The following is a 12889-nucleotide window of genomic DNA, read 5'->3' as shown; positions in this document are numbered from 1 at the left end:
CTAGTAATATTTAATCGTCGGTAAGAAACAGAAGTGTGGAGTAGAGAGTAAATGAGTGTAAATCTGAATGCCCTGAAGCAGTACCAGAAAGTAGGTTTAGCTTCTGCTGTAGAGCATGCGTCACCTAAACAGCTGATCTCTATGTTGCTGGAAGGTGCACTGACGGCGCTGGCAAAAGCAAAAGGGGCTATCGATCGCAGTGAGATCGAGGTACGTACAGAGCAACTGAATAAAGCCTCCGATATCGTACTGGGTCTGAAAGACTTTCTTGATCTGGAAAATGGCGGTGAAGTGGCTGAAAATCTGGATGCGCTGTATGACTATATGGTACGTACGATTATGCAGGCCAATCGAGAGAATAATGGGGAGCAGGTTCAGGAAGTGATGAATCTGTTGCTGGAAGTTAAAACAGGCTGGGATCAGATGGAGCTGTCAGCGGAATAAGCTGAGTTAAAATTAAAAAAACCGGGCCTTTGTGTCCGGTTTTTTTGTGGTCTTTCGCGGGGTGTATTTGTTTCACCACAGAGAACACAGAGAACACAGAGAACACAGAGAACACAGAGAACACAGAGAACACAGAGAGCACAGAGAGCTCAGAGAACACAGAGAGCTCAGAGAACTCAGAGAAAACAGAGAAAACAGGTCTTATGAAAAAGATCACTCTTTTAATACCCTGGGCTCGTCTGCGCTCCTGAAGTGCCTGGCGTGCCTGAGTCAGGTTTTTGTGCCCAAAAATAGGCTCTCACCGAGCAGAGTGTCAAAAAAACAGCGGGGTCTGGCTTGTGTTTGCTCTAAAGATGTCATAAATTTGACGTATACATTCTAAGCAGATTAGACCGAGTTTATGAGAAACCCTCTGCAGCTTATTTATATAGATGATGATCCTATTCGACGTGATGGTTTATCGCAGCGTCTGAGTTTTGCCTCTATACCTCACCAGACTGTCGACTATGTGTCCTGGTTGCAGGGAGACATTCCCGAGCTCACGCAAAATTCAGTCGTCTGGCTGGGGCATTGTAACTTGCCTATCTCCTTAGAGAAGTTGATGCAGCAGTTTGATGAGCTGGATGACAAACTACCGCTCATTGCCGTCACTCCCTGGCCTGAACTGGATCAACTGTCACAAAGGCTACAAGAAAAAATCATAGGCCGACTGAATCCGGATGCTTCGCTGGAAGAACTGACGGTCATGTTGCACCGGGCATTGATCTACCGTCAGCTACAGCTGCAATATGCCGGGCAGCCGGACCTGTTTTCACCAAAAACCGTGGCTGGTCAGTTCGAAGGCATGGTTGGCCATAGCGAGGCGATGGGGTTGGTCCGTAAGATGATCAGTCAGGTCGCAGGTCGCGATGTGAATGTGCTGATTACAGGTGAAAGTGGCACCGGTAAAGAGATCGTTGCCAATAATCTACACCGGGCGTCCAAAAGAGCTGCTGGGCCTTTTGTACCCGTTAACTGTGGTGCTATTCCGTCAGAACTGCTTGAGAGTGAGTTATTTGGCCATGAGAAAGGGGCTTTCACTGGTGCTATATCCAGCCGTGCCGGACGTTTTGAAATGGCCAACGGTGGCACGCTGTTTCTCGATGAAATTGGTGATATGCCCCTGCCGATGCAGGTTAAGCTTTTGCGGGTACTGCAGGAACGTTGTTTCGAGCGGGTCGGTGGTAGTAAGACGATTGAGTGCGATGTTCGCATTATTGCTGCAACCCACAAAGATCTGGAGCAGATGATTGTTGAAAGCAGCTTCCGGGAAGATCTCTATTACCGTCTTAATGTTTTTCCTATTGATATGCCGCCGTTAAGGGCGCGAATTGATGATCTGCCACCTTTGGTGGATGAGTTTTCCCGTCGCCTGGCGTTGGAAGGCTTTGGCAAACTGCGTTTTCATCCCTCTGCGATTGTTTCCTTACAAAAGCACGACTGGGCCGGCAATATTCGTGAACTGGCTAATCTGATTGAACGTCTCGCCATTCTCTATCCTGATGCGGTGATAGGCGTGAGTGAGCTGCCGGAAAAATTCCGCCATATAGATGAACCTGAGCCGGCTCTTTACCAGCGCTCATCTGCAGAGGGCGATTCGGGTGCGCAGAGTACTGATTTATCAACGGCTCCGGGCTCACTGCCATCTTCACTGCCTTCGGCACTCGAGTTGCCGATGCAGGGGCTTGATCTTAAACAGCATCTTGAAGGGATAGAGCGATCCCTAATCGAGCAGGCGTTAGATCAGACCGCTAACGTTGTTGCCCGTGCTGCAGACCTGTTACAGATTCGCCGCACTACATTGGTAGAAAAAATGCGTAAATATGGAATTCAGCGGAAGTAATATGACCGATCAGAAACAACAGGATAGCGCTGAAAAGATAGCATCGCTTGAAGCACAGGTTGAAGCGTTGCAGCAGCGCCTGAAGCTGGCAATAGATGAAAAACAGGCGGCTGAACAGGCGCACCTGCAAACGACCGGGCGATTGGATGATCTGCTGAATCTGTTACCTGCGGGTATTCTGGTAATCGATAGCTGCGGTGAAGTAAGTTTGTGCAACAGTGCCTCCCAGGGATTGCTGGGCGAGCCGTTACAGAATGAAAAGTGGGTGGGCATTATCAACCGTAGTTTTGCTCCCCGCAGTGATGATGGCCATGAGGTTTCGCTTAAGAGTGGTCGTCGGGTGAGCCTGCAAACCCGTTCGCTGGAAAACGAAGCGGGTCAGCTGGTTATGATCACTGACCAGACTGAAACCCGTTTATTGCAAGGGCGGTTAGCGCACTTTCAACGGTTGTCTGAGATGGGGCGGATGATGGCTTCGTTGGCACATCAGGTACGTACACCCCTGTCAGCTGCGTTATTGTATGCCAGCCATCTGATGAAGCCGGAACTGCGGCCTGATCAGCGGATAAAGTTTGCCGGTAAAGTTAAAGCGCGACTGGAAAATCTTGAGCTGCAAGTACGGGATATGCTGATCTTCGCCCGGGGTGAAACCCGACTGGAGGATAAGCTAACGGTTGCAGAGCTATTCCGAGAGTTGGAAGACGCACTGGATATGCCATTGGTAAGTTGGGATGCCGACTGTGAGTGTATCAACCATGTACCGAATCAACAGTTACAGTGCAATAAAGAAGCCCTTTTAGGGGCAATAATGAATCTGGTTAATAACGGATTGCAAGCCGCTGGAAAAGGCGCAGAACTGATTATAGAGGCCCGTCAGATAGGCGATAAGCTGGGTATCGAAGTGCGGGACTCAGGGCCTGGTATGGATGCTGAGCTTTGTGTCAAAGTGATGGAACCCTTCTTTTCAACCAAATCGCATGGTACGGGACTGGGACTGGCTGTCGCACAAGTGGTTGCTAAAGCTCATCATGGTGAATTCCTGTTGCATTCAGAACCGGGTGCAGGAACCCAGGCAGGTTTTCTAATTCCTTTTCATAATCCGGATTTATCTCCTAATCTAACAGAGCCTGAAAGCCTATGAGTATTCAAGTATTAGTTGTGGAAGACGATGCCGACCTGCGCGAAGCGCTGGTGGATACCCTTGAACTGGCTGGCTTTGAATATCTGGAAGCTGATTCGGGTGAGGCTGCGCTGGATATGCTGGCTGAATACCCGGTGGATATGGTGGTAAGCGATGTAAACATGGGGGGGATGGATGGTCATCAGTTACTGGAAAAAATTCAGCAGGCCCATCCTTGTTTGCCGGTTATGTTGATTACTGCTTATGGTCAGGTGAACAAAGCGGTTGATGCGATCCGTAGTGGTGCGGTGGACTACCTGATGAAACCCTTTGCCCCGGAAGCACTGATAGAAGTGGTGAAACGTTACACCGGTAGCCATATTAAAATTGAGGAGAATCTACAGCCGGTTGCTGAAGAGTCCAGTAGTAAACAGCTACTTCAGGTTGCACGTAGAGTAGCCGAGACCGACTCTACGGTGCTGATTACCGGTGAAAGTGGTACAGGTAAAGAGGTGTTGGCGCAGTATATTCATATGCATTCGCCCCGGGCGGAAAAGCCGTTTATTGCCATCAACTGCGCCGCGATACCTGAAAATATGCTGGAAGCAACATTGTTCGGCCATGAAAAAGGCGCGTTTACTGGTGCTTACACGAGCAATCCGGGTAAGTTTGAACAGGCCAATGGCGGTACTATTTTGCTGGATGAGATATCAGAGATGGATCTTGGCTTGCAGGCAAAACTATTGCGGGTACTGCAAGAGCAGCAGGTCGAACGGGTCGGTGGTCGTAAAATTATAAATCTGGATGTGCGGATCCTGGCAACCACTAACCGCAAACTCGAAGAGTATGTCGCTGAAAATAAGTTTCGTGAAGATCTGTATTACCGGCTGAATGTGTTCCCATTGCAGTGGTTGCCGCTACGTGAACGGACCGCGGATATCGTGCCGCTGGCGCAGCGTTTGTTGGCTAAGTACTCGGTAAAGATGAACCGTACTTCGGTCACTCTGAGCGATGATGCTCAAAAGGTACTACAATCGTTTGGCTGGCCGGGCAATGTTCGGGAACTGGATAACATCATTCAAAGGGCGCTGATATTACAGCAGGGCGCGTTGATCGGTGCTGCAGACCTGCATATTCAACCTGGCAGTCTGCATACCTCTGAGGTGGCCGGCAGAATCGGACAGGTTCCGGTGGCGGAAGAGTCCGGGCAGTTAGGTAGCGATATGAAACAGCATGAATTTCAGCTGATCGTTGATACCTTGCGTGACACTGGCGGTAGTCGAAAAGAAGCGTCTGAAAAGCTGGGAATCAGTCCCAGAACGTTAAGATACAAGTTGGCTAAAATGCGTGAAGCAGGTATCGACCTGGATGCAGAACTTAGTGTTTAAATCTGTGTTTTTGTCACTTTTCTACACCATAAGTCGAACGAATATGGCAATCTACGACTAATGGCCTGTGCCGGATAGACCAATGTCTAATTCAGCAGGAATCAGTGACTTAGGTATAAAGTTAGCTCTGATTTTATGAATTGGTAAGCGCTGGTATTCAGCGGCTTAGGAATTCAGAAAACCTGATTCGTCTCACCGCAAAAAAAACTATAACGGATGAGCAGGGATAGGGAGCCGCGACCTTTAATCAGGTTGGGGCTACTGCAAAGAATAAATAACAAGCTAAGGGCATTCTAATGAGCGATTCTAAGGTATATCCGGTTAGCGAAGAGCTGGCTGCTTCTGCGCATATCGATAACGAAAAATATCAGGCGATGTATGATCAGTCGATCAATGATCCTGATGCCTTCTGGGGTGAAGAAGGTAAGCGGCTGGATTGGTTTAAGCCATATACCAAAGTAAAGAACACCTCTTTTGATCCGCATAATGTTGATATCCGTTGGTTCGAAGACGGCACCCTGAATGCTTCTTATAACTGTCTGGATCGTCATCTGGAAAAGCGCGGCGATCAGGTTGCGATTATCTGGGAAGGTGATGATCCAAGTGATTCTGAAAATATTACCTATCGCGATCTGCATGAGCGCGTATGTAAGTTTTCCAATGCACTGAAAGCTCAGGGCGTTGAGAAGGGTGATGTGGTTACCCTGTATATGCCGATGATCCCTGAAGCGGCAGTAGCCATGCTGGCCTGTACCCGTATCGGTGCGGTGCACTCTATTGTATTCGGTGGTTTCTCTCCTGAAGCACTGGCTGCCCGTATTGAAGGTGCTAACTCTAAGGTTGTTGTAACTTCTAACTATTCACTGCGTGCCGGTAAGTCGGTACCGCTTAAAGCCAACGTTGATAAAGCGCTGGAAAATGGTGCAGCGAAAGCTTGCGTGAGTAGCGTTATTGTTGTGAAGCGGGTCGATCAGGATGTTGCCTGGAACGATGACGTTGATGTTTGGTACGAAGACCTTGTGGCTGATGCTTCTGCAGACTGCCCGGCAGAAGAGATGGAAGCCGAAGCGCCGATGTTTATTCTGTATACCTCAGGTTCTACCGGTGCACCAAAAGGTTTGAAGCATACTACCGGTGGTTACATGGTGTATGCAGCCATGACTCACGAATACGCCTTTGATTACAAAGATGGTGATATCTACTGGTGTACTGCGGACGTGGGTTGGGTAACAGGCCACAGCTATATCGTTTATGGTCCTTTGGCTAATGGTGCGACGTCGCTGATGTTTGAAGGTGTGCCAAGCTACCCTGATAACAGCCGTTTCGGTCGTGTGATTGAAAAGCATAAAGTTAATCAGTTCTACACCGCACCAACGGCGATCCGTGCGCTGATGCAGCAAGGTGAAGATGTACTGGGCGATTCCGATCTGTCCTCACTCCGTATCCTGGGTTCTGTAGGTGAGCCGATCAACCCTGAAGCGTGGGAGTGGTACTACCGTATTATCGGTCAGAACCGTTGTCCTATCGTTGATACCTGGTGGCAAACCGAGACTGGCGGCATGATGATTCTGCCTCTGCCGGGTGCGACTGCCGCTAAGCCTGGATCGGCTTCGCGTCCGTTCTTTGGTGTACAGCCGGCATTGCTGGATGCTGAAGGTAACGAGTTGGAAGGTGCGGTTGACGGTAACCTGGTACTGAAAGATTCATGGCCTGGTCAGAGCCGTTCTATCTGGGGCGATCACGAACGCTTTATCCAGACTTACTTCTCCACCTATAAAGGTGTGTACACCACCGGTGATGGTGCCCGTCGTGACGAAGACGATTACTACTGGATCACCGGTCGTGTCGATGATGTTATCAACGTATCCGGCCACCGTATGGGTACGGCTGAGGTTGAATCTGCTCTGGTAGCTCATCCAGCCGTTGCAGAAGCGGCTGTAGTGGGTTATCCCCATGAAGTTAAGGGTCAGGGAATCTATGTGTACGTGACGCTGCAGTCTGGCTATGAGCAGTCCGATGAACTGTTGAAAGAGCTGCGACTGCATGTACGTTCAGAGATCGGTCCAATCGCTTCTCCGGACCTGATTCAGTTTGCGCCAGGTATGCCTAAGACACGTTCTGGTAAGATCATGCGCCGAATTCTGCGTAAGATCGCAGAGGATGATTTTGATGCACTGGGTGATACATCGACCCTGGCAGATCCATCCGTTGTTGATGATCTGATTGACAACCGAATGAATCGTAAGTAATTGTCTGTCCGGGCAAAATTCGGGCTACAATATTGAGACTCCCTCCCGGTTTTTTTATCGGGGGGGAGTTTTGCATTCAAAGTGGTGTTAAGATAATTGGGTGCGAACGCTCTGTTTTGCACCTTATACGTGTATTTTTCTGCACGTTTTCAGGTTTTGAAAACGGGTAGTGAGGGAGATTAACTGAATGCAACTGGCGCAGAAGATAATCATTGCGGATGATCATCCGTTGTTTCGGGCGGCTCTTAAGCAAGCTGTGACACAGGCTGTTCCCGGTGTAGAAATCGTAGAATCAGATTCCCTTGAGGCTGTTCAGGCTGCGGTGGATAACCATTCTGATGCTGACCTGGTATTGCTCGACTTGCATATGCCGGGTACTAATGGTTTTACTGGTCTGGTGTTCCTGCGAGGGCAAAATCCAGGCATACCCGTGGTGGTGGTTTCGGGTAGTGAAGAGCCTTATGTTATGAAGCGTGCGCTTGATTACGGCGCGTCTGGCTTTATTCCAAAATCCTCACCGCTTGATGTAATTGCAGATGCAATTAGTGCTGTGCTTGAGGGTGAAGAGTGGTTGCCGCAAGAGATTGCTGACAGTCTTGATGATGTGACCGAAGAAGATCAGAAGTTTGCTAATGATCTGGCATCTTTGACGCCACAGCAGTTTCGGGTGCTGACGATGTTGACGGAAGGCCTGCTGAATAAGCAGATCGCCTATGAGTTGAATGTCTCTGAAGCTACCATCAAAGCTCACGTGACAGCTATCCTGCGGAAGCTGGGTGTGCATAGTCGTACTCAGGCCGTTATTCAGGCACAGCGACTCGGTGTTGAGCCGCCTAAAACTGAATTGGGCTGAGAACTCAGCGCACTGTTTAATAGCTGGATCGCAGCAAAAGCAAAAAACATAAGACCGCCTCTGGGCGGTTTTTTGATTATTGGCCGGTGATATTTTTACGAAAGCTTTCGCTGGTGACGATCAGGCTTTTGTTGTTGGCTGTTCTGCCGCGATGGATACCGATCAGAAACCAGTTGTCCTGGTTTCGTATCAACGCAGGGCCACCTGAATCGCCGCTGATAGTGTGGCAGCTGGTTTGAGCTACTTTCAGGTTATCGTAGGTTTTAGCAATCCAGCAGTTTTTTTCTACGGTAAGTACAAACGCCCTGTCTGCTCGGTAGCCGGTTTGAATGAGTGCTTTGTTGGCGATGATTTGAGTGCTGTCTGCCAGCGGCAGATAGCCTAGTTGTTTGCCAAGCGGCTTGGCCAGCTCTAGCAAAGCCCAGTCGTGTTTAATAGATTCGGGATCGCTTAACCTGTCTGGGAAAAATTGGTCCGCAACCTGGTAGGAGGTTGCGTTGGCGTAAGCCTGATAACTTTCTTTCTCAGAACCTGCAACAAAGGTGATGTATTGGGCTGGAAACCATCTGTTAGTGCTTTTGTTCCATAAGCAGTGAGCCGAAGTCAGCACCTTGTTTTCGCTGATCAAGGTACCAGTGCAGTGACCTCGCCCCGCCAGATTGATTCTGCCAATTGCGCGCCAGGGGTATTCATTGCTGGATACCCATTTGCGCTCTAGTGGATAACTTGGCGGTGCGACTTGTTGCCAGTCATCGCCGCCTTTATCCGTATCTGTTGCACTGCTGGCAGTACTGAGCAATAGATTGGCCAGCAGTAGTGGTATGAGTTTCAGCAAAAAACCGTATTCGGCCGAGGTCTGATTGATCCAGTGTTTTACGATGAGATTTTTCCCGTGCCTATTACTTTGCTGATAGTCGCCCTTAGTGCAGCAGGCTTTATCGGTTTGTGTAGTAGCACCGCATCAGTGGCGGCAATCTCCTCTTTTACCGCATCAGTTCTGTCTGCGGTAATTACTATAGCGGGTACTGGGTGGTGCCAGAGTTTGCCCAGCTCCTGTAACGCCATAATGCCGGTGCGGGTTTCATCCAGATGATAATCTGCGAGGATGATATCTGGCATGAACTCCTGGTCGATAATTTTTTGTTGAGCCTCGCTGGCTGAGATTGCAACCATGACTGAACAGGACCAGCCTTGCAGGAGTGCTGACATGCCCTCAAGGATTTTAGGTTCGTTATCGATAACCAGCACTTTGATCCCTTCCAGTCCTTTACTGCGGATCCAGCCACGCTTTTCAGGCCGTTGCTTAACGGCTTTGCCTGGATCGCCCAAGGGCACGTTAACGCTGAATACCGTGCCTTTGCCAGGCCAGGAGCGTACATTGAGTGTGTGCTGGAGCATGCGCGCAATACGCTCGGTGATCGCCAGTCCCAGCCCCAGCCCGTCAACCTGTGAATGTTTAGGGTTGTCGATGCGACGGAACTCTTCGAATACTTCGCCAAGCTTGTCTTCCGCTATACCTACACCGGTATCCCAGGCTTCTATCTGCAGGTTGTTACCCTGGCGACGGCAGCCGAGCAGGATCTTACCTTCCTGTGTATAACGGATCGCATTAGAGAGGAAGTTTTGTAATATTCGTCGCAGTAGTTGTTGGTCTGAATGGACTACCTGGCTGCATTTCACAAAGCGGAACTCGAGATTCTTTTCATCGGCCAGGGCGGTAAACTCAGCGCTTAAATTATCGAACATCGTATCGATAGAGAAGTGGCTAAGGTTAGGCTCCAGTGCTCCGGCATCCAGTTTGGATATATCCAGAATAGTGGTGATTAGTCCTTCAGCGGCTTTTAGTGAACCATCCAGGTTGTCGACGAGCTGACGGGTTTCGCCGGTATGCTGCTGTTGTGCCAGTGCAGAGATGAACAGCCGGGCTGCATTAAGCGGTTGCAGCAGGTCGTGGCTAGCAGCGGCAAGGAAGCGGGTTTTGCCTATGTTGGCGGCATCTGCATCATATTTTGCCTGACGTAACTCGTCCTCGATCAGGGCACGAACAGTGTTCTCTTTACGCAGTTCTTTGTTTACCACTGATAGAGTATGGGTTCGCTCTCTTACTCGCTGTTCAAGGTTTTCGTTGGTTTCTTTCAGTAGTTGTTCGGCCAGGCGTCGCTCGGTTATATCCTGATACAAGGTAAAGTAACCCAGTAGTTGGCCTGCCTCATTGGTGTGCGGGATGTACGTTACCTCTGCATAACGCAGGGTGCCGTCTGCAGCGGGTATCTCAGTTTCGAAGCGTTGCCGTTCACCCAGAAGGACTTTTTGAATATAAGGGCTGCGTCTGTCGTATTCCTCTTTCGACAGTACATTGACGCAAGGGGTGCCAGCGATATTATGGCGGTCCACCCCGAAGGCTTTGGCGTAGGCTTTGTTGACGAACAGGTAGTTACGGTTGGTATCAAGAAAGGCGATCAGTACCGGGACATTATCGGTATAGTTTCGAACATTTTGTTCGCTTTCTCGCAGTGCTTGCTGGACCTGTTTATGCTCGGTGATATCCATGTAGGTGTTAACGAAACCACCGTTAGGCATCTTGTTACCGCGTACTTCAAGAACCGAGCCGTCCATTCTGTGACGTTCGTAAGAGTGTGCCTGACCCTGCTTAAGAATATCCAGGCGTTTACCTACCTGATCTTCTACGTCTCCCTGGCCGTATTCGCCTTTATTGGCGTTGTAACGGAAGATATCGCCAATGGGGCGGCCAACGCAGATAAGTCCATCGGGGTAGTCGAACATCTCAATATAGCGGCGATTCCAGGCGACCAGGCGCATTTGTTGATCCACTACACTGATGCCCATAGTGATATGTTCGATGGTGGACTGCAGTAAAGACCGGTTGAAGCGCAGTGCCTGTGATGCTTCATCGACGATGGTTACGACATCGCCGATCTGCATATCTTTACCGCGTAACGTAGAAGCCAGAACGATACGGGCGGAAGATGCGCCTATAACGCCAGCCAGTAAGCGTTCAGTAAACTGGATTAGCTCCGGGCTGGCTTTGTCACCGGACAGCGGTGGATCTATACCTGCTTTCAGGGCGAAACCGGTAAAAGCGTGTTGAGTGCGGCTTATGCCCAGAAATCTTTCGGTCAGGATCTGCAGATCACCGACGGTTGCATGACTGAATACACGGGAAGGCTCCGACAGGTCTTTGTTATAGACATCGACAAAAGCACTGGCCTGAATGCGGTCAACCAGTCGTTGTGGGCTGTAACGGGATATCAGGATATAGAGGATGCTGTTTGCTAATACACTCCAGAACGCACCGTGGGTCAGGGGGTCCATGCCGGTGATGCCAAACAGAGCAGTGGGACGCAGAAAATCATAACCAAACAGGCCGGTTTCCATAAACTCGCTGGGCATTAATCCCGCGCCGGAGAGTGTTGGAAAAACCAGTGTATAAAGCCAGATCAAAAAGCCTGCTGTCAGGCCGGCAAGAATGCCGTGGCGTGAGCCTGTTTTCCAGTAGACTCCACCGATAAGTCCAGGCATAAACTGGGCGGCGGCGACAAAAGCCAGTAAGCCAAATGATGCCAGACTGCTCTGATCGCCCAGAATTCGATAGTAGAAATAGGCCATTATCATCAGGCAGATGATGGTGATACGTCGGACTCTGAGAAGCAGGGCGCCCAGGTCTTTGTTTTTCGATAGTTGTAACCAGGAGATGCGCAGTAATAGCGGCATGACGATGTCGTTACAAACCATGGTTGCCAGCGTTATGGAGGCAACGATAACCATACTGGTTGCCGCTGATAATCCGCCGATAAACGCAAAGGTCGCCAGATCATCGAAACCGGCCTGCAGCGGTAGCATCAATACAAAGGTATCAGCATTGACTGTGCCGGGTGTAAAGCTGGTCATACCTGCGGTTGCGATGGGGAGTACAAAGAGTGAAAGCAAAACCATGTACAGGGGGAACAGCCACCGGGCGGTCTTGAGGTTTTCGACGTGTGTGTTCTCCACAATAGTAACGTGGAACTGGCGTGGCAGGCAGAGTACGGCGGTACAGGCCAGTAGTATCTCGGTTATGAAACTATCGCCCAGCGGGCTGCTGAAGTTCTTGTGGCTGGATAACTGATCCCGAACGTTATGAATAACGTCGGCGACTCCGTCAAACATATGAAAAGTTACCATCACGCCGACAGCTAAAAACGCCGTTAATTTGACGATCGACTCGAAAGCGACTGCGAGTACCATGCCTTCATGATGTTCGGTCGCGTCAATGTGGCGGGTGCCAAACAGGATAGCGAATACCGCCATAATCAAGGCAACAAACAGGGCGGTATCGCTACCCTTACTTAATGCTTCGGTGGCGCCTGGAGCGATAGCATCATAACTAATGGCTACGGCTTTAAGCTGCATCGCTATATAGGGGATGGTGCCAAACACGGCAATCACAGTAACCAGTACTGCCAGTGCCTGGCTTTTGCCGTAACGGGATGAGAGAAAGTCGGCAATCGATGTGGTGTTTTGTTGTTTACTGACCAGGATGATTTTCTCAATGACGCGCCAGCCGAATATAAATACGATCACCGGACCAAGATAGGTTGCCAGAAATTCCCAGCCGTTGACGGAGGCCCGGCCTACGGCGCCATAAAATGTCCAGGACGAGCAGTAGATCGCCAGTGATAGTGAATAGATAACCGGATTGCTGGCATAGGAGCGCCCCTTGGCACTGCGATCACCAAAGTAAGCGATGGCGAATAGTAGTCCAACATATGACAGGGAGATGAGAATGATTGAGCCGCCGGAAAGCATGATGGGTCAGCCTGTTGTTACTTTAGTCGAAAACCAAGTGTACCTGATCTTGCACTAAGAACCCTATGGCTCTTATACCTTTGTCTAGCTCGTTGAGTTGTAACGGGTTTTTGTGAATCGCTACAGGGCGCGGCTGCTCAGGGCTGG

General features: G+C 49.8%; 8 protein-coding genes. 6 read left to right on the top strand and 2 right to left on the bottom strand.

The window, feature by feature from the left end:
- The first annotated feature begins 51 nt into the window (after positions 1-51).
- The 6 genes from fliS (at position 52) to EHS89_RS10365 (ending at position 7936) form a co-directional block, all read left to right on the top strand.
- Positions 52-444: a flagellar export chaperone FliS gene (gene fliS / locus EHS89_RS10395; RefSeq protein ID WP_124926087.1), complete on the top strand. Its 393-nt coding sequence runs from the start codon at positions 52-54 to the stop codon at positions 442-444.
- A 400-nt stretch (positions 445-844) separates the two neighbouring features.
- Positions 845-2326, top strand: coding sequence for a sigma-54 interaction domain-containing protein (locus tag EHS89_RS10385; RefSeq protein WP_124926086.1), 1482 nt, complete (start codon positions 845-847; stop codon positions 2324-2326).
- A 1-nt stretch (position 2327) separates the two neighbouring features.
- Positions 2328-3467, top strand: coding sequence for a sensor histidine kinase (locus EHS89_RS10380; protein ID WP_229753677.1), 1140 nt, complete (start codon positions 2328-2330; stop codon positions 3465-3467).
- On the top strand, positions 3464-4834 hold the full coding sequence (locus EHS89_RS10375; RefSeq protein WP_124926084.1) for a sigma-54-dependent transcriptional regulator: 1371 nt from the start codon (positions 3464-3466) through the stop codon (positions 4832-4834). The genes EHS89_RS10380 and EHS89_RS10375 overlap by 4 nt, the downstream gene beginning before the upstream one ends.
- 296 nt (positions 4835-5130) lie before the next feature.
- On the top strand, positions 5131-7083 hold the full coding sequence (acs, locus tag EHS89_RS10370) for an acetate--CoA ligase (protein ID WP_124926083.1): 1953 nt from the start codon (positions 5131-5133) through the stop codon (positions 7081-7083).
- 187 nt (positions 7084-7270) lie between these two features.
- Positions 7271-7936, top strand: a complete 666-nt coding sequence (locus EHS89_RS10365; RefSeq protein WP_124926082.1) for a LuxR C-terminal-related transcriptional regulator — start codon at positions 7271-7273, stop codon at positions 7934-7936.
- Positions 7937-8012: 76 nt separating this feature from the next.
- On the opposite strand, the gene EHS89_RS10360 is transcribed toward EHS89_RS10365, so the two are convergent.
- Positions 8013-8771 (bottom strand): trypsin-like serine peptidase, encoded by a 759-nt coding sequence (locus tag EHS89_RS10360; RefSeq protein ID WP_170167473.1) that lies wholly within the window; start codon positions 8769-8771, stop codon positions 8013-8015.
- Positions 8772-8809: 38 nt separating this feature from the next.
- Positions 8810-12742 (bottom strand): hybrid sensor histidine kinase/response regulator, encoded by a 3933-nt coding sequence (locus EHS89_RS10355; RefSeq protein WP_124926080.1) that lies wholly within the window; start codon positions 12740-12742, stop codon positions 8810-8812.
- Positions 12743-12889 lie beyond the last annotated feature (147 nt).

Source organism: Amphritea balenae, assembly GCF_003858655.1.
Classification (GTDB): Bacteria; Pseudomonadota; Gammaproteobacteria; order Pseudomonadales; family Balneatricaceae; genus Amphritea; species Amphritea balenae.
The sequence above is the reverse complement of the archived record's forward strand: the minus strand, read 5'-3'. Positions and strand labels throughout refer to the sequence as shown.